Below are 18,622 nucleotides of genomic sequence, written 5' to 3'. Positions count from 1 at the left end.
TACGCCCACGCGCGCATCACGACGCGCTCATCATCCGCTCGACATACCGCGCGATCAGGTCGATCTCCAGATTGACCTTAGCGCCTGCGCGCAGCGCCTTCAACGTCGTGACTTCGACGGTATGCGGGATCAGGTTGATCGAGAACTCGCAGCCGTTCTCGCGGTCGCTCACGGTGTTGACCGTCAGCGAAACGCCATTGACCGTCACCGAGCCCTTGTAGGCCAGATACTTGCCGATGTCCTTCGGCGCGACGATCCGCAGTTCGTGCGATTCGCCCACGCGCTCGAAGCGCGACACCACGCCGAGGCCGTCGACGTGACCGGAAACGAGATGCCCGCCCAGCCGGTCGTGCGCCCGCAGCGCCTTCTCCAGATTCACTTCGGCGAGCGCATCGCCGAGACCGACCGTCTTGTTCAGGCTTTCGCGCGACACGTCCACATCGAACGCATTCGCCGCTTTCTCGATCACCGTCATGCACGCGCCCTGAATCGCGATGCTGTCGCCGAGTTCGACGTCCGAAAGATCGAGCCCGCCCGCGCCGACGGTCAGGCGCACGCCCGCTTCCGGCTCCGCGCCGAGCGGCGTGACTTTCTCGATGCGGCCCACCGCCGTGACGATTCCAGTAAACATGAACGGCTTTCCTTTCTAGCGATGTGCAGCTTAAAGCGATGGTGTGGCGACGTGTGCATCGGCGAAGCGCGCGAGAATGCGCAGATCGTCGCCGAGCCGGTCGATGCGATGAAACTTCAGATGCGGCCGCGCATCGAGCGTGGCGGGCGGCGCGAAGTCGAACATGCCGGGGGCGCTGCCGAGCAGGCTCGGCGCGAGATAGACCAGCAGTTCGTCGACGCAGCCTTCGCGCAGCAGCGACCCGTTGAGCTTGTGCCCCGCCTCGACGTGCAACTCGTTGATGCCGCGATCCGCGAGCGCGGTGAGCATCGCGGGGAGATCGACCTTGCCGTGCTCGTTCGACAGTTCGACGAGCTCCGCGCCTTTTTCGCGCAGCGCGTCGGCGCGATCCGGATCGGCATCGGCGGCGTGAAAAATCCACGGCGGCGCGCCGTCCAGAATGCGCGCGTGAAGCGGCACGTCGAGCCGGCTGTCGATCAGCACGCGCTGCGGCTGGCGCGGCGTATCGACCGCGCGCACGGTCAGTTGCGGATCGTCCTCGCGCACCGTGCCGATGCCCGTCAGGATCGCGCAGGCGCGCGCGCGCCAGGCGTGGCCGTCGGCGCGCGCGTCTTCGCCCGTGATCCACTGGCTTTCGCCCGACGGCAGGCCGGTGCGCCCGTCGAGCGTCGCGGCCACTTTCATGCGAACCCACGGACGCCGCCGCGTCATGCGCGAGACGAAGCCGATGTTCATTTCGTGCGCCTCGTTCGCGAGCAGCCCGCAGCGCACGTCGATGCCCGCGTCGCGCAGCATCGCGAGGCCGCGCCCGGAGACGGCCGGATTCGGGTCCTCCATCGCGGCGATCACTTTCTCGACGCGCGCGTCGATGAGCGCGTGCGCGCACGGCGGCGTTCGGCCGAAGTGACTGCACGGTTCGAGCGTCACGTAGGCCGTTGCACCGCGCGGGTCCTTGCCGCGAGACCGCGCGTCCTTCAGTGCGCGAATTTCGGCGTGATCCTGGCCGGCGGGCTGCGTGAAGCCCATGCCGATCACTTCGCCGTTCTTGACGAGCACGCAGCCGACGCGCGGGTTCGGCGTCGTCGTGTACATGCCGCGCGAGGCGAGCGCGAGCGCGCGCTCCATGTAGGTGAAGTCCGATTGCGAGAACATCGCGGCGGCCCGATCGACGGCGTCAGGCCGCGAGCGACGCGAACGCGCCGCGCGCCGCATCGAGCGTGGCGCCGATCACCGCGTCGTCGTGGGCGCTCGAAACGAAGCCCGCTTCGAACGCGGACGGCGCGAAATACACGCCCGCATCGAGCATCGCGTGGAAGAACGCGTTGAAGCGCTTCGTGTCGCCGTGCGCGATCTGCGCGAAGCTCTCCGGCACCGTGTCCATGAAGTAGAGGCCGAACATGCCGCCGATGGCATCGGCGCTAAACGGCACGTTCGCCTCGCGCGCGGCGGACGTGAGGCCATCGGCGAGCTTGCGCGTCTGATTCGCGAGATCGTCGTAGAAGCCGTCGCGCTGGATCAGTTGCAGCGTTTTCAGGCCGGCCGCGACCGCGATCGGATTGCCCGACAGCGTGCCCGCCTGATAGACGCCGCCGAGCGGCGCGAGATGCGCCATGATGTCGCGACGCCCGCCGAACGCGGCCGCCGGCATGCCGCCGCCGATGACCTTGCCGAGACACGTGAGGTCCGGCCGGATGCCGTATACCTGCTGTGCGCCGCCGAGCGCCACGCGAAAGCCGCACATCACTTCGTCGAAAATCAGCACCGCGCCGTACTCGTCGCAGCGCTCGCGCAGCGCGGCGAGGAACTCGGGCGTCGCGCGCACGAGGTTCATGTTGCCGGCGACCGGCTCGACGATCACCGAGGCGATCTCCGCGCCGAACGCCGCGAACGCTTCGTTCAGTTGCTCGACGTTGTTGTATTCGAGCACCGTCGTATGTTTGGCGATGTCCGCGGGGACGCCCGCCGACGTCGGGTTGCCGAACGTCAGCAATCCGGAACCGGCCTTGACGAGCAGACTGTCCGCGTGACCGTGATAGCAGCCCTCGAACTTGACGATGCGGCTGCGGTTCGTGAAGCCGCGCGCGAGACGCAGCGCGCTCATCGTCGCTTCGGTGCCGGACGAGACCATGCGAACCTGCTCGATGGACGGCACGAGCTTGCAGATTTCCTCCGCGATCTCGATTTCCGCTTCGGTCGGCGCGCCGAACGAGAAGCCGTCGGCGAGGACGCGCTGCACCGCTTCGAGCACTTCGGGATGGACGTGGCCGAGAATCATCGGACCCCACGAGCCGATGTAGTCGATATAGCGCTTGCCCTCGGCATCCCAGAAATAGGCGCCTTGCGCGCGCTCGATGAAGCGCGGCGTGCCGCCGACCGAACGAAACGCGCGCACCGGCGAATTGACGCCGCCCGGAATGGTTTGCTGCGCGCGTTCGAAGAGAGCTTGATTCTTGGACATGGATGAGGACCTGCGCTGAAAGTGGATGCAAGACGCGCGGGACGGGCGTTCGCGATGAGCGAAAAGCGCGGCGCAGCACGGCGAGAAAGGCTTCTGAAGCGCACTGCGATGCGCGGTCCGGCGCGACGATTGTTGCCGAAATTGTACCGGAGTCGTTGCGAGCGGGCGGGGGCGGTTAGGCCGGTTCGCGGCTGGCGCGTCGCCGGTGCCGGTTTCAGGCGCGGTCCGGCGTCGCCGGTTCGGGGAAACAAAGCGCGCGCCGCCCCGTGCGCGCGGTCCACAGCTTTTCGAGCGCGCCTTCGGCCATCGGCTTGATGATCGTGCCGGAGCTTTGCGCGTCCCACGTCTGCATCGAAAAAGGATGCGCGCGCAATTCGTCGCGCGTGACGACGACGCGCTCGGTCGCATCGACGAGCCAGTCGTACACGAAGTCGATGCAGAGCCGATAGCCGCGTTTCGCCCGCGCGTCGGGCACTTCGTAGGGCGCGCGCGTGACGAAGCCGGACGCGAACACGCCTTTCGGTTCCTGCGATACGCGATGCACGAACACCCGATCGCCCGGCATGAGACCGCGCGCGGTGCCGCAGCCCCAGACGTCGGCGACGGCTTCGCCCGCGGCGACGCGGCGCGCGACATCGGGCAATTCGGGCCACGGCCACTTCTTCGGGCTCCAGATCAGCAGAAAGGCAGTCATTTCGTCCGGCAAGCGAAAGGAACAACGGCGAGCTTAGCGCGCCGGAATCGATCCGAGGCTCGCGTACAATGGTTGCTCGCTTTCAACGCCGACAGCATCGAAGCAGTGAATCGCAGTGAAAAGCAGCGAATAGCAGCAAAAAAGGCCGCGAAGCACCTCCCGTTTTCCTTCCTTGCTCAATCGATGTCAGACACCACCCGTCGCCGGCCCGATGGCCGGCTGATTCTGTTGCTCGGGGCGCTCGCCGCGTGCGGCCCGCTGTCCATCGACATGTATCTGCCGAGCCTGCCGTCGCTCGCGGCCGCCTTCGGCACGAGTCCCGCCGCGGCGCAGGGCACGCTTACGAGCTTCATGTTCGGCTTCTCGTTCGGCATGCTGCTCTACGGCCCGCTTTCCGATGCCTACGGCCGACGGCCCATCCTGCTCGGCGGCATTGCGCTGTACGCGCTCGCGAGCATCGGCTGCGCGGCGGCCTTTTCCATCGACGCGCTCGTTTTCGTGCGCTTCTTGCAGGCGCTCGGCGCGGGCGCTGCTTCGGTGCTGTCCCGCGCGATCGCCCGCGACGCCCACGAGCCGACCGACGCGGCCCGCGTTCTCTCGATGCTATCCATCGTCACGTCGATCGGCCCCTTGCTCGCGCCGCTGATCGGCGGGCAATTGCTGCTGCTCGGCGGCTGGCGCGTGGTGTTCGTCGCGCTCACGCTCTTCGGCGCGGTCTGTGCGGTGACCGCGTTCCTGCGCGTGCCGGAAACCTGGCCCAAGGAAAAGCGCGCGGGCGCGGCGCTCGGCAAGTCGTTCGCGGCCTACGGGCATCTTCTGACCGATTCCGTGACGTGGGGCCACGTACTCTGCGGCGGCATGGCGTTCGCGTCGATGTTCGCCTACATCACCGCGACGCCCTTCGTCTATATCGACTACTTTCACGTCAAGCCGCAGCACTATGGGCTGCTTTTCGGGCTGAATATCGTCGGGATCATCGGCGGCAACGTGCTAAACACGAAGCTCGTCGGGCGGCTCGGCGCGCTGAAGATGATTTCCGGCGCGGCGTTCGTGAGCGTGGCGGCGGCCATCGCGGTCGCGCTGGTTTCGCTTACGGGATGGGGCGGCTTGTGGTCGATCGTGGCGAGCCTCTTTTTCGTGGTCGGCGTGGTCGGACTGCTGTCGGCCAACTGCACGACCGAGCTGATGCACCGTTACCCGCGCAACGCCGGCGCGGCTGCGGCGGTCTTCGGCGCGATGCAGCTTGCGCTCGGCGCGCTGGCGAGCCTCGCGGTCGGGCTTTTCCACGATGTGTCGCCGCATGGCATGGGCATCGTGATCGGCGTGTGCGGCGTGCTCACGTTCGCCGGACGCATGCTGGTCATGCGCTCGCACGCGGCGCCCGCGCGGGTTTGACGCGAGGCGTCGCGCTTTGAAGCTGCAAAAAAAGCGATAGCCGAAAAAAACCTCGCGCGATGGCGAGGTCAGTTTGAGTCAAAGGTGTTTCTGGATCGAATTCAGCATGCGCTCGGGTCAGAAGTGCATGCTGGTCGAGCCTTGTTTTGTACGGTGTCCGCCTGGGTCAGAAGCGGACACGCGCTCGTCTCATGCTGGCAGTATTCAACAGGGTCAAAGGTGAATACTCGCTCGATTCGGTTTGGGCAATAGGCGTCTCCTCATGCTCGATGATCGGGAATTTCTGGGTCAAAGGCGTTCCGGATCGGTTCGGTCAAAAGCCAGTACTTCGAACTACTCCTGTTTGAGAACCGGCGCTGTCCACTGCCGGTTCGCTTCACGATCGGCGGCCGCTTTTGTCCAGGAAGACGACCGCCGAAAGCAACAAGGAGTGTTTGAATCATAGGCCGGCTGTAAGGCCGTCTATATCGAACGAATTCGAATCGTAAGGCGCCGATGCCCGTTCGCCGAAGCGCTCTGTTGCGCGTTTTGCGCCCTTCCGCGCAGTCAGTCGCCTTCGGGCAGCGGTCCGATCATCGAGGCAAGAAAAGTGAACGCCGACGCTTCCGCCTGCGCGACCGCCTGCGGCTCGACGCCCGCGCCGTGGCCGCCTTCGCCGGTTTCCTGATACCAGACGTTCGCGTGTCCCTGCGCCTGCATCTTCGCGACCATCTTGCGCGCGTGGCCGGGATGCACGCGGTCGTCGCTCGTGGATGACGTGAACAGCGCCGGCGGATAGGCGGCATCGGCCTTCACGTTGTGATACGGCGAATACGCGATCAGATGACGAAGATCGGCGGGATCGTCGGGATCGCCGTATTCGTCGATCCACGATGCGCCCTGCAACAGCCGATGAAAGCGCGCCATGTCGACGAGCGGCACCTCGGACAGCACCGCGCCGAAGCACTCGGGCCGCTGGACCATGCACGCGGCGGTGAGCAGGCCGCCGTTGCTGCCGCCGCGAATCGCGAGCTGTCTCGCAGTCGTCACGCCCGTTTCGACGAGCGCCTCGGCGACCGCGACGAAATCGTCGAACGAGACTTGGCGGTTTTCGCGCAGCGCCGCCTGATGCCATTGCGGGCCGAACTCGCCGCCGCCGCGGATGTTGGCGACCGCGTAGAGGCCGCCGCGTTCGAGCCACGCGATGCCGGTCGTCGCGTCGTAGCTCGGATCGAGCGCGACTTCGAAGCCGCCATAGCCGTAGAGCAGGCAGGGGCGCGGCCCGGCGATGCGCTCCGCGTCGACATCGCGGCCGATCAGCCAGTAGGGAATGCGCTCGCCGTCGCGCGCGATGGCATGGCGGCGCACGGCGCTCAGCCCCGTCGCGTCGAACTGGGCGGGCAGGCGCGCGAGCAGCGTCCAGGCGGCGTCGCTCGCGAAATCGGCGTGATAAAGCGACGGCGGCGTCAGAAAGTGCTCGACGTGGATGAGCACCGTGTCGTCGCGCTCGCTGTCGATCGAATCGACGTAGGACTGGCTCGCCTCGGGCAACGCGAACTCGCGCGATTCCCAGGCGGCTGTGGCATCCGCAGGCGGGCGCCAGAGCGTGACGCGCGGCGTGCCGTCGTCCATTTGCGAGACGATGAGCCAGTGCTTCGTGAAATCGATGCCCGCGAGCACTCGACGCTCGGCCGGCGTGAAGAGCGCGGTGAAATCGCGCGAGCCGGCGAGAAACGCGTCGCGCCGGATCACGGTCAGCGATCCGGCTGCGTAACGGCGGCCGCCCGCGTTCCATTGCTTGCGCGGCGTCACGAAGAGCCAGCCGTTCCAGTGCTCGATTTCCACATGCGGCGGCAAATCGTATTGCTGCCATTCGTTCGTGGTTTCGTCGAGCCAGTACTGCAGCGTGTCGTAGAACGTCACGGCGCGCGAGGCGAGATGGAGCTTTTCGAGCGGATCGTAGTCCGCGCCCGCCGACACGTCACGGCGCTTACCCTCGAAAACCACCGGCGCGCCCGCGAGCGGCGTGCCTCGCCGCCAGCGCCGCGCTTCACGCGGAAAGCCCGATGTCGTCAGCGCGGGGCGCGCGTTCGTCTTGCTGTCGTCCCAGCCGACATAGACGGTGTCGCGGTCGATCCAGGAAATGTCGTGCTTGCCGACGTCCGGCAGCGCGAAGCCATCGTCAACGAAGCGGCGCGTCGTGATATCGAATTCGCGCACGATGCACGCATCCGATCCGCCCGGCGAAAACGAAACCAGCGCGCGATCGTAGCCGGGATAGAGCATGTCGAAATCGGAGAGCGCCCAGCGCGTGTCGTCGTCGGGGCTCGTGTTGATGTCGAGCGCATCGACGTCGAGGACGATGTCCCATTCCGGCTTGCCGTCGAGCCACGTCTGCCACGGCGCGCGCCGCACGATACCGAGCGGATGCGCGTCGTCCTGCCATGTGTTGTATGCCCAGTCGCCGTAGCGCGAGCAGGTGACGATGCGATCCTGCGACGTGTACGCCTTTTCGAGCCGCGTCGCGAGCGCGCGGGCAGCGGGCGTTTGGCCGAAGGCGGCTTCGGTGCGGCGATTCTGCGCATCGATCCAGGCTTGCACGCGGGCGTCGTCCAGCGCTTCGAGGCCGATGAACGGATCGGAATCGCTGGCTTGCGGCCAGAGGAGGGCGGGGTGATCGGAGAGAAAAGACATGAGGTGCGGCACATCCGGAAAAGCGAAACGCTGATTGTGCCGCATCCGCTCGTTGGCGCGACGCAAAGAAGAAGCCGCGCATTGCGTGCGGCGCAAGAAAAAGCCGCGCATTGAGCGCAAGGCAAGAAAAAAGCCGCGCATTAAGCGCGGCTTCGGATGCAGACGAGACGACGAGCGCGATCAGGCGAGCCGCTCTTCCGTCTGCGGATCGAACAGCACGGCCTTCGAGACGTCGAAGAGCAGCGTCATGTTCGACAGCGGCTGCGGGTTCGACGCCGGATGCACGCGCGACACGATGCGCTTGCCGTTCACCTGCGCGAACACGAGCGTGTCCGGGCCGGTCGGCTCGATCACGTCGACGCGCACGTCGATCGGTTGCAGGCTCGCGTCTGCGACGTTATGCGCGCTGCGCGAATCGGTGATGCGCTCCGGACGCAGGCCGAGCACCACGTCCTGTCCGACCTTGCCACGCAGCTTCGCGGCATCGAACGGCAGATTCAGCACTTTCTGCACGACGCCCGTATCGAGTTGCAGGCCGACGCCCGCGCCCGCATCGACGAGCTTGCCGGCGATGAAGTTCATCGGCGGCGCGCCGATGAAGCCCGCGACGAAGAGGTTCGACGGCGAATCGTAGATTTCCTGCGGCGCGCCGAATTGCTGCACGACGCCGTCTTTCATCACCGCGATCCGGTCGCCGAGCGTCATCGCTTCGATCTGGTCGTGCGTCACGTAGACGATGGTCGTGCCGAGGCGCTGGTGCAGCAGCTTGATTTCCGAGCGCATTTCGATGCGCAGCTTGGCGTCGAGGTTCGACAGCGGCTCGTCGAAAAGGAACATGACCGGATCGCGGGCGAGCGCGCGGCCCATCGCGACGCGCTGACGCTGGCCGCCCGACAACTGCCCCGGCTTGCGGTCGAGCAGATGGCCGATCTGCAGCGTCTCCGACACGCGATCGACGATCTTCTTCTGCTCGTCCTTCGGCACCTTGCGGATATTGAGACCGAACGAGATGTTGTCGCGCACGCTCATGGAAGGGTAGAGCGCGTAGGACTGGAACACCATCGCGATATCGCGGTCTTTCGGCGAGAGGTTGTTCACCGTCTTGCCGTCGATCATGATGTCGCCCTTCGTCACGGTCTCCAGCCCCGCGATCATGTTGAGCAGCGTGGACTTGCCGCAGCCCGAGCCGCCGACGAGGATCAGGAACTGACCGTCCTCGATATCGATGTTGACGCCCTTGAGAACCGGCACCCCGTTCGGGTAGGTCTTGTACACGTCACGGATGGAAAGGCTTGCCATGCTTGAATCCTCTATGTTGTCTCTTCAGCGGGAAGCGCGTCTCAGTGCGCTCAACCCTTCACCGCGCCCGCGGTCAGGCCGCGCACGAAATAGCGTCCTGCGATCATGTAGACGAGAATCGTCGGCAGTGCCGCGATGATCGCGCCCGCCATGTCGACGTTGTATTCCTTCACGCCCGTCGACGTGTTCACGAGGTTGTTCAGCGCGACCGTGATCGGCATCGAATCGACGCCCGAGAACACGATGCCGAACAGGAAGTCGTTCCAGATTTGCGTGAACTGCCAGATGAGGCAGACCATGAAAATCGGCAGCGACACGGGCAGCAGAATCTTCGTGAAGATCACGAAGAAGCCCGCGCCGTCGATGCGCGCCGCCTTCACGAGTTCAGCCGGAATGCTCACGTAGAAGTTGCGGAAGAACATGGTCGTGAACGCGATGCCGTAGATCACATGCACGAGCACGAGGCCGGACGTTGTGTTCGACAGGCCGAGGAAACCCTGCAAGCGCGCCATGGGCAAGAGGATTGCCTGAAACGGAATGAAGCAGCCGACGAGCAGCATGGTGAAGAACGCGTCCGCGCCGCGGAAGCGCCAGTGCGTGAGCACGTAGCCGTTGAACGCGCCGACGATCGAGGAGATCAGCACGGCGGGAATCACCATGCGCACGGAGTTCATGAAGAACGGCTCCATGCCGTCGCAACGCACGCCGGTACACGCTTCCTGCCACGCCTTCACCCACGGCGCGAACGTGAAGTGCGACGGCGGCGTGAGCAGGTTGCCCGTGCGAAGCTGGTCGAGGTCCTTGAACGACGTCGACAGCATCACGTAGATGGGGAACAGGAAGTAGAGCGCGAAAAGAATCAGCACCGCGTAAATGACGGCGCGGCTGATCGTCATCTTAGGCTGCATTGCGGGTGCTCCTCGATTCCAGATACATGAGCGGCACGAGAACCGCGACGACGGTGGCGAGCATCATCATCGAGGACGCGGCGCCGACGCCCAGTTGCCCGCGGTTGAACGAGAACGTGTACATGAAGATGGCCGGCAGCGACGACGACGTGCCCGGCCCGCCTGCGGTGAGCGCAACGACGAGGTCGAACGTCTTGATCGTGATGTGGCAGAGAATGAGCAGCACCGAGAAGAACACCGGGCGCATGCTCGGAATCACGATCTTGCGGTAGATGGTCGGCAGCGTCGCGCCATCCACTTGCGCGGCCTTGAAGATTTCGCCGTCCACGCCGCGCAGACCGGCAAGAAAGAGCGCCATCACGAAGCCGGTCGATTGCCACACCGCCGCGATGACGACGCAGAAGATGGCCTTGTCCGGATCGCCGAGCCAGTTGAACGAGAAGCTCGTCCAGCCCCAGTCGTGGAAGACTTTTTCCATGCCGAGGCTGGGATTCAGAATCCACTGCCACGCGGTGCCCGTCACGATGAACGACAGCGCCATCGGGTACAGGAACACGGCGCGCAATGCGCCTTCGTTGCGGATCTTCTGGTCGAGCAGGATCGCGAGGAAGAGCCCGAGGCCGACGCAGATGGCGATGAACGGAATGCCGAACCAGCCGAGGTTGGCGGCGGACGTCCACCAGACGTCGTTGGCAAAGAGTTGCCGGTATCGGTCGAAGCCTGCGAATTCGTAGCGCGGCATCAGTCGCGATTCCGACAGCGACAGATAGCCCGTAATGGCGATGAAGCCGTAGACGAACACGAGCGCGATCACGATGCTGGGAGCGAGCACCAGCTTGGGAATCCAGCGATCGGCGAGCGCCGCCGTGGGTGAAGCGCGGCGAGGCTGGTGCGGACTTTTTTCCGCGGTACCGCTGAGGGAGGCAGTCACAACTCGACTCCTGGAAGATGCGCCGGCGCATGAATACGCCTGGTCGCGCTTGGATGACGCTGACTTGCGCGCGCGGTGCGAAGGTGTGCGTTCGAAGCGTTCGGAATGTCTGGAACGTTCGAAACGGCTGACTTCTGCTAACCGGCGCTTTGATGCGACGTCAAGGCTGCGTTTCTGTACTTCTATGGCAGCGGGGCGGCGTGCGGCTATTCAGCGCCGCATGCCGCCCGTGACTGCGCTTTACGCTTACTTCGTCTTTGCTGCGTTCGCGAGCGCCTGAACCGCGCTCTTCGAATCCTGCGACGAATTCATGAACTTCGTCACGACGTCGGTCATGGCGCCCGCGACGGCGTCGCCCTGAGCCATGCCGTGCGCGAGCGACGGAACGTAGCCGCCCGATTTGATGGCCGTCTGTTCGTCAGAGTAGGACTTCTTCGCGCAGTCGTCGAACTTGTCCATCTTCACGCCGAGACGCACCGGGATCGAGCCTTTGTTCAGGCTGAACTGCTCCTGGAAATCCGGCGACATGATGGTCTTCGCGAGCGCGAGCTGGCCCGGCGTCGCGGTCTTCTGGCCCTTCTGCTGGAAGAAGACGAACGAATCGACGTTGAACGTGTACGACTTCTCCGTGCCCGGCACCGCGGCGCAGACGTAGTCCGTGCCGGCCTTCTTGTTCGCGCCGGCGAATTCGCCCTTCGCCCAGTCGCCCATGAACTGCATGCCGGCCTTGCCGTTGATGACCATGGCCGTGGCGAGGTTCCAGTCGCGGCCGGTGCGGCCGTTGTCGAAGTAGCCCTGAATCTTGCGGACGGTGTCGAACACCTGAAGCATCTTGTCGGAGGTCAGCGTCTTCTGGTCGAGATCGACGATCGCTTTCTTGTAGAAATCGGCGCCTTGCGACAGCACGACGTCTTCCCACAGCGTCAGGTCTTGCCACGGCTGGCCGCCCATCGCGATCGGCATGATGCCCGCGGCCTTCATCTTGTCGGCGACCTGGAAGAACTCGGGCCAGGTGGTCGGCACCTTGCCGCCTGCCTTGTCCAGCGCGGCCTTGTTGATGTACAGCCAGTTCACGCGATGCACCGAGAACGGCGCGGCGACGTAGTGGCCGTCAGCGTGGATGATCTTGTCGATTTCGGGCGGCAGGTTCTTCTTCCAGTCGCCGGCGACGGAGTCGATCGGCACGAGCACGCCTTGCTCCGACCATTCCTGGATCAGCGGGCCCTTGATCTGCGCCGCCGACGGCGCGTTGCCGGAAATCACCTGGGTCTTGAGCGCGGTCATCGCGGCAGCGCCCGCGCCGCCCGCAACGGCGAAGTCCTTCCAGGTGTAACCCTGCTTGGTCATGTCGTCTTTGAGCACGCCGACCGCTTTCGATTCGCCGCCCGAGGTCCACCAGTGCAGCACGGACACAGCCTCGGCTGCCCGCACCGCCGACGCCGTCGCGCCGCACAGAAGACCTGCGGCGCACAGCGCGCCCATGAGCTTACGGACTTTCATTGTTTATCTCCTCCAGCACCTGAACAAGTAACGAGTGGCCCCTGATGTCGCCAGGAAGCGTTGAAAAAACGGTGATTGAACGACGGTCAATGCCTGGGTGGCCGGGAACCGGGATGTCGGCGGAGACGCTTGCCGCGTGCGGGCAATGCGCGCGCGATGCCGGCAGTCCGAAGCTCGGCCGCACGGCTCTCACGAGATGAGTAGGTCAGATCGCAACGACTGTCTCCTCTGTGGACCGATGCTGGCGTGATGCCCGTGCCGGCCCATGCAAGTGATTGCTTTTGATTTTTGCCTGCGCGGCAGCGGCGTTCGATGCGCGCAATGACATGCAGGCGCGAGGCCGAACGCACCGGATAAAGGCCCGATCTTTGAAAGCAGCGGCGCCCGGACTCCGTTAACATGCATTCAGAACTGCCGCCCTAGGGAAAACACTCAGCTTCTGATTGACAAGCCAATTTTTTCCGGGATGACATTTCCTCTTGATTTGGATTGTAGTTAAACTACAATTCAGTGTCAAAAAAAATTTTGTCGAACTACGGTCCGCGTTCGTTCGGCTTCACACCGACCTCGCGCCGGCGTTCCATCGACTTCACAGGCGGCCCCAGAGACCCATGCAAAGCGACTCGAACTTCATCTTCGTGCTCTTCGGCGGGACCGGCGACTTGTCGATGCGCAAGATTCTTCCCGCGCTCTTCGAGGCGCATCGGGCGGGCTTGCTGGCGGCGTCGGGCAAGATCGTCGCGGTCGCGCGCGGCGCGCAGGCGCCGGGCGAATACCTCGCATGGGTCGAGGAGCACGTGAAGCCGCATGTGTCGAAGAACGGCATCGACGAGACGGTGTGGCGAGGCTTTCTCGAACGCATTCAGTACGTGCAGCTCGATCTCGGCCGCGCGGAAGACTTCGTCGTGCTGCGCGATGCGCTCGCCCAGCACGACGGCACGCGCGTCTTCTATCTGGCTACCGGGCCGTCGCTCTTCGTGCCGATCTGCCGCGCACTCTCGGATGTGGGCCTGAATCAGAACGCGCGCATCGTGCTCGAAAAGCCGCTCGGCTACGACCTGAAGTCGTCGAACGCGATCAACGACGCCGTCGGCGAAATCTTCCAGGAAGAGCAGATCTACCGGATCGACCATTACCTCGGCAAAGAGCCGGTGCAGAACCTGCTCGCGCTGCGCTTCGGCAATGCGCTTTTCGAACCGCTGTGGCGGCGCGAATGGGTCGAGAGCATCCAGATCACGATTGCGGAAGAACTCGGCGTGGAGGCGCGCGGCGACTTCTACGACAACACCGGCGCGCTGCGCGACATGGTGCAGAACCACTTGCTGCAACTGCTTTCCATCGTGACGATGGAGCCGCCGCATTCGATGGATTCCGACTCCGTGCGCGACGAGAAGCTGCGCGTGCTGCGCGCGCTCAAGCCAGTCGACGAGCGCGACATCAGCCGCGTCGCGGTGCGCGGGCAGTATCACGGCGGCGTGATCCGCGGTGCATCGGTGCCGGCGTATGCGACCGAGCCGGGCGTGCGCCCGGACAGCACCACCGAAACCTTCGTCGCGCTGAAGGTCGAGATCGAAAACTGGCGCTGGGCGGGGGTGCCGTTCTTCCTGCGCACCGGCAAGCGGCTCGCGGACCGCGTGGCGGAAATCGTCGTGAATTTCCGGGCGGTGCCGCACTCGGCGCTCGGCGCGAACGCGCTGCGCGCGGGCGCGAACCGGCTCGTCATCCGGCTGCAGCCCAACGAGACCATCCGGCTCTATTGCCTCGCCAAGCAGCCGGGCGAGGGCATGAACCTCGCCAGCGTCCATTTGGATCTCGCCTTCGACCAGTTCTTCAAGGAAGGGCAGATGGAGGCGTATCAGCGGCTCCTGCTGGACGTGATCCACGGCCGGCTCGCGCTTTTCGTGCGGCGCGACGAGCAGGAAGCCGCCTGGCGCTGGGTCGAGCCCATCCTGAACGCGTGGGCCGCGTCGACGAACAAGCCCAAGCCCTACGCGGCGGGAACGTGGGGACCGGCGGCGTCGAGCGCGATGCTCGCGCAGCATGGCACTTGCTGGCTCGAAGAAGAGAATTGAAGGAATTGAGGGCGTCGCGCTGACGGTCTCCCCGAGAGAGACGCGGCGCGGGCGCCAGCACGCAAAGACCGCTTCGCGGGCCGCTCGCGGCTTCGCGGTGAAGGCGGGTCGATAAACCAAGACAAGCAGGATGGAGGAGCAGTGATCGAGCTTCGCACTTTCGACGACCCGCGCGCCCATTCGGACGCGCTGGCGAAAGCCGTCAGCGACGCGCTCGCCGCGTCGCTCGCGGCCAGGGGCGCCGCATCGGCCGATGCAAGCGCACAGGCGTCAGGACATTCCGCTCATGCCACGCTCGCCGTGTCCGGCGGCACGAGCCCGCGTCCGTTCTTGCAGACGCTCTCGCGCGAGCCGCTCGACTGGGCGCATATCGACGTCACGCTCGTCGACGACCGCTGGGTGCCCGAAACCGATTCCGCGAGCAACGCGCGCCTCGTTCGCGAAACGCTGCTGCAAAACGCGGGCGCGGGGGCGTACTTCCTGCCGCTCGTCGATACATCGGCGTCGCTCGAAGCGCACGTCGCCGCCCTGAATGCCGACGCGCGGCGCGGCCTGCCGGACGTCGTCGTGCTCGGCATGGGCGAGGACGGCCACACGGCTTCCATTTTCGCGGACGCGCCCGAATGGGACTTCGCCATTTCCACGCAGGACCGCTTCGTCGCCGTGCATCCGGGTAGCGCGCCGCACGCGCGCGTGAGTCTGTCGATGTCCGCGCTCAAGCAGGTGAAGCAGCTTTTTCTCTTCATCTCCGGCCAGAAAAAACTCGACGTACTGAACGCCGCGCTCGCCGCCCGTCAAAAGAATGCCATCTCGACGCTGGCCAACGATGAAGGAGTGAAGCTCGATGTCTACTGGTGTGCATAAGGCCGCGCCGGCGGCGAGCCACGCCGATGGACCGAGGTTGCTCGCCGACATCGGCGGGACGAACGCGCGTTTCGCGCTGGAGACGGCGCCCGGCGAGATCGGGCAGATTCGCGTGTATCCGGGGGCCGATTACCCCGGCATCGCGGAAGTCATGCAGCAGTATCTGAAGGACACGAAGGTCGGCCGCGTGAACCATGCGGCCATTGCGATCGCGAATCCGGTGGACGGCGATCACGTCAAGATGACCAATCACGACTGGAGCTTTTCGATCGAAGCGACGCGCCGCGCGCTCGGCTTCGATACGCTGCTCGTCGTGAACGACTTCACCGCGCTCGCGATGGCGCTGCCCGGTCTCACCGATGCGCAGCGCGTGCAGATCGGCGGCGGCGCGCGCCGTCAGAACAGCGTGATCGGCCTGCTGGGGCCGGGCACGGGTCTCGGCGTCTCCGGTCTCATTCCCGCCGACGATCGCTGGATCGCGCTCGGCAGCGAAGGCGGCCATGCGACGTTCTCGCCGTTCAACGAAAGCGAAGACCTCGTGATGCGCTACGCGCGCCGCAAGTGGCCGCATGTGTCGTTCGAGCGCGTGTCGGCGGGGCCGGGGCTGGAACTCATCTATCGCGCATTCGCGGAAAGGGACGGCGTTCCGGTCGCGGACACTTTCAGCAGCGCCGATGTCACCACTCGCGCGCATGCCGGCGAAGCGCTCGCGCTCGAGGCGGTGAACTGCTTCTGCGGCATTCTCGGCACGTTTTCGGGCAACATCGCGGTGACGCTCGGCGCGCTAGGCGGCATTTATATCGGCGGCGGCGTGGTGCTGAAGCTCGGCGAGCTTTTCCACAAGTCGCCGTTTCGCGAGCGTTTCGAGGCGAAAGGGCGCTTTCAGCAATATTTGTCGGGCATTCCGACTTACGTCATCACGGCTGAATATCCGGCGTTTCTCGGGGTATCGGCGATTCTTTCCGAGCAGTTGTCGAACCGCGCGAACAGCGGATCGTCGGCGGTCTTCGAGCGCATTCGCCAGATGCGCGACGCGCTCACGCCCGCCGAGCGGCGCGTAGCCGACCTCGCGCTGAATCATCCGCGCTCGATCATCAACGATCCGATCATCGACATTGCGCGCAAGGCCGACGTGAGCCAGCCCACGGTGATCCGCTTTTGCCGCTCGCTCGGCTGTCAGGGCCTCTCTGACTTCAAGCTGAAGCTCGCCACGGGCTTGACCGGCACCATTCCGGTGAGCCACAGCCAGGTGCATCTCGGCGACACCGCCACCGATTTCGGCGCGAAAGTGCTCGACAACACGGTGTCGGCCATTCTTCAGTTGCGCGAGCACCTGAACTTCGAGAACGTCGAGCGGGCGATCGACATTCTGAACGGTGCGCGGCGCATCGAGTTCTATGGCCTCGGGAATTCGAACATCGTGGCGCAGGACGCGCACTACAAGTTCTTCCGCTTCGGCATCCCGACGATCGCTTACGGCGATCTGTACATGCAGGCTGCGTCCGCCGCGCTCCTGGGCAAGGGCGACGTGATCGTGGCCGTATCGAAGTCGGGGCGCGCGCCGGAACTTTTGCGCGTGCTCGAAGTGGCGATGCAGCAGGGCGCGACCGTCATCGCGATCACGTCGAGCAACACGCCGCTCGCCAAGCGCGCGACCGTCGCGCTCGAGACCGATCACATCGAGATTCGCGAATCGCAACTGTCGATGATCTCGCGCATTCTGCACCTCGTCATCATCGACATTCTCGCGGTGGGGGTCGCCATCCGCCGCGCAGCGCCCAAGCCCGGCGCGAACATCAGCGAGACGGTCGCGAAGGCGCGCGAATCGAGCGACGATGAAGCCGGCGCCGTCCTCGACTGGCTGAGTCATGGCGCATCGGGCGCGGTGAAGGAATAGCGCGAACGAGAAGCACAGAATGGAAGGGCCGCCGATGCACAATCGGCGGCCCTTTTTTCTGGTGCGCGCGACGAAAAACGGTGCGATCCCCTTTCGAGAATCGCACCGTCTTGCGTCTCAGACCGATCGGGCGATCAGAACGAGTGCTGGATGCCCGCGTAGACGCCCGTCTGACTGCGGCCGGGGAACGGATTGTCCGTCGAAACGCCTGAGCCGAAGCCGTTCGCGTTCAGGCCATAGTTCGCCGTCTTGCTGTTCTGCACGGTGGCGACTTGCAGATCGAACAGGGTGCGCTTCGACAGGTTGTACGAACCGCCGACGGTGTACATCGTCGCATTGCCCGCGCCGTTGTTGCCGTTGACGTGATAGACGGCTGCGGTCAGTGCTGCTGCCGGCGACGCTTGCCACGTCACGCCGCCCCATTCGTGGTCGAGCGTGGTCGGCTGGCCGGGCAACTGGCCGGTCATGCCGGCAGAGCGGATGGCCTGATAGCCGGCCTGCAGCTTGAACTGGCCGAGAAAGACGTTGGCCATCGCCGAGTATTCGCGCGAGTAGGCGTAGACGCCGTTCGTGTCGTCGTAGCTGCCGCCGAGCGTGCCGTTACCCGGATTGCGAATCTCGTCGTACATGCCGCGGATCTGGAAGAGCGGCGACGTGTACGTGACATACGCGCCGGCTTCGCGGCCCTGACTCGTGCTTCCGTTGCCGTTCCAGCTCGTCGCGTTCGACAGCGCATATTGGCCGTAGAAGTCGAAGCCCGCGAACTTCGGCGACTGATACGAGATGTTGTTGCTCGACTGCGGCCAGTTGCGGCCCCGCACGAGCGACGCCGACGACCAGTTCGACTGGCCGAATGGATCGAAGTCCCACACGCCGTTGGACACGAACAGCTCGCGACCGAGCAGCACCGTACCGAAGCTATTGTTGGCGATGCCGACCGTCGCCCAGCGATTGAAGAGGCCGCTGCTCGGGCCGGTACCGTTCATCGTGTTGAAGCTGCCTTCCAGCTGGAACACGGCGCGATTGCCGCCGCCCAGATCTTCGGCGCCCTTCATACCCCAGAGGCTCGTGCCCCAGTCACCGCTTTCGGCGCGGATACGGCTTCCCGTCACGTTGGACGCGGAACCGGTCGGCACGCCGTTCATATTTCGAGCCCGGCATCGAGGCGTCCATACAGCGTCACGCTGCTCTGAGCATGCGCCGCCGCGCCGAACGTCAGCAGCGCTGCGGCTGCGAGCAAAGCCTTCTTCATCATCTCCTCCAAACCCCTTTCGAAAGTCAAACAAGGTGCTGCTCATGG

The 18,622-nt window shown here is 64.9% G+C and carries 13 protein-coding genes and 1 pseudogene; 4 read left to right on the top strand and 10 right to left on the bottom strand.

Annotation, left to right across the window (positions count from 1 at the left end; all coding sequences use genetic code 11):
* Positions 1-16 precede the first annotated feature (16 nt).
* From LDZ27_RS10220 to LDZ27_RS10205, 4 genes are all read right to left on the bottom strand, one after another.
* Entirely contained in the window at positions 17-631 is a 615-nt protein-coding gene (locus LDZ27_RS10220; protein WP_244813983.1) for a riboflavin synthase, read from the bottom strand.
* Positions 632-661: 30 nt separating this feature from the next.
* Positions 662-1,783: a bifunctional diaminohydroxyphosphoribosylaminopyrimidine deaminase/5-amino-6-(5-phosphoribosylamino)uracil reductase RibD gene (ribD, locus tag LDZ27_RS10215; RefSeq protein WP_244813982.1), complete on the bottom strand. Its 1,122-nt coding sequence runs from the start codon at positions 1,781-1,783 to the stop codon at positions 662-664.
* A gap of 22 nt (positions 1,784-1,805) precedes the next feature.
* Positions 1,806-3,089, bottom strand: coding sequence for a glutamate-1-semialdehyde 2,1-aminomutase (hemL, locus tag LDZ27_RS10210; RefSeq protein WP_244813981.1), 1,284 nt, complete (start codon positions 3,087-3,089; stop codon positions 1,806-1,808).
* Between the two features lie 214 nt (positions 3,090-3,303).
* Positions 3,304-3,783 (bottom strand): hypothetical protein, encoded by a 480-nt coding sequence (locus LDZ27_RS10205; RefSeq protein ID WP_244813980.1) that lies wholly within the window; start codon positions 3,781-3,783, stop codon positions 3,304-3,306.
* A gap of 183 nt (positions 3,784-3,966) precedes the next feature.
* Between LDZ27_RS10205 and LDZ27_RS10200 the strand changes: the two genes are divergently transcribed.
* Positions 3,967-5,178, top strand: a complete 1,212-nt coding sequence (locus LDZ27_RS10200) for a Bcr/CflA family multidrug efflux MFS transporter (RefSeq protein ID WP_244813979.1) — start codon at positions 3,967-3,969, stop codon at positions 5,176-5,178.
* Positions 5,179-5,724: 546 nt separating this feature from the next.
* Here the strand turns inward: LDZ27_RS10200 and LDZ27_RS10195 are convergent.
* From LDZ27_RS10195 to LDZ27_RS10175, 5 genes are all read right to left on the bottom strand, one after another.
* Positions 5,725-7,851 carry a prolyl oligopeptidase family protein gene (locus LDZ27_RS10195; RefSeq protein ID WP_244813978.1) on the bottom strand — a complete coding sequence of 709 codons (2,127 nt, stop codon included), beginning with the start codon at positions 7,849-7,851 and terminating at the stop codon, positions 5,725-5,727.
* 180 nt (positions 7,852-8,031) lie between these two features.
* Entirely contained in the window at positions 8,032-9,150 is a 1,119-nt protein-coding gene (locus LDZ27_RS10190; RefSeq protein ID WP_244813977.1) for an ABC transporter ATP-binding protein, read from the bottom strand.
* Between the two features lie 50 nt (positions 9,151-9,200).
* Positions 9,201-10,058 carry a carbohydrate ABC transporter permease gene (locus tag LDZ27_RS10185; protein ID WP_244813976.1) on the bottom strand — a complete coding sequence of 286 codons (858 nt, stop codon included), beginning with the start codon at positions 10,056-10,058 and terminating at the stop codon, positions 9,201-9,203.
* Positions 10,048-10,989 carry a carbohydrate ABC transporter permease gene (locus LDZ27_RS10180; protein WP_244813975.1) on the bottom strand — a complete coding sequence of 314 codons (942 nt, stop codon included), beginning with the start codon at positions 10,987-10,989 and terminating at the stop codon, positions 10,048-10,050. The genes LDZ27_RS10185 and LDZ27_RS10180 overlap by 11 nt, the downstream gene beginning before the upstream one ends.
* Before the next feature lie 246 nt (positions 10,990-11,235).
* Positions 11,236-12,489 (bottom strand): ABC transporter substrate-binding protein, encoded by a 1,254-nt coding sequence (locus LDZ27_RS10175; RefSeq protein ID WP_244813974.1) that lies wholly within the window; start codon positions 12,487-12,489, stop codon positions 11,236-11,238.
* A gap of 611 nt (positions 12,490-13,100) precedes the next feature.
* On the opposite strand from LDZ27_RS10175, the gene zwf reads away from it, so the two are divergent.
* The 3 genes from zwf (at position 13,101) to LDZ27_RS10160 (ending at position 17,322) form a co-directional block, all read left to right on the top strand.
* Positions 13,101-14,561 (top strand): glucose-6-phosphate dehydrogenase, encoded by a 1,461-nt coding sequence (gene zwf, locus LDZ27_RS10170; protein ID WP_244813973.1) that lies wholly within the window; start codon positions 13,101-13,103, stop codon positions 14,559-14,561.
* Positions 14,562-14,702: 141 nt separating this feature from the next.
* Positions 14,703-15,425: a 6-phosphogluconolactonase gene (pgl, locus tag LDZ27_RS10165; protein WP_244813972.1), complete on the top strand. Its 723-nt coding sequence runs from the start codon at positions 14,703-14,705 to the stop codon at positions 15,423-15,425.
* Complete coding sequence (locus LDZ27_RS10160; RefSeq protein ID WP_244813971.1) at positions 15,406-17,322, top strand: bifunctional transcriptional regulator/glucokinase; 1,917 nt, start codon at positions 15,406-15,408, stop codon at positions 17,320-17,322. Before pgl ends, LDZ27_RS10160 begins: the two co-directional genes overlap by 20 nt.
* A 134-nt stretch (positions 17,323-17,456) precedes the next feature.
* On the opposite strand, the pseudogene LDZ27_RS10155 reads toward LDZ27_RS10160, so the two are convergent.
* Positions 17,457-18,574: pseudogene (locus tag LDZ27_RS10155) on the bottom strand (porin).
* Positions 18,575-18,622: the final 48 nt, after the last annotated feature.

The organism is Caballeronia sp. Lep1P3, from assembly GCF_022879595.1.
In the GTDB taxonomy this organism is placed as follows: Bacteria; Pseudomonadota; Gammaproteobacteria; order Burkholderiales; family Burkholderiaceae; genus Caballeronia.
Note: the sequence above shows the minus strand (reverse complement) of the source record. Positions and strands in the feature narration are given on the sequence as shown.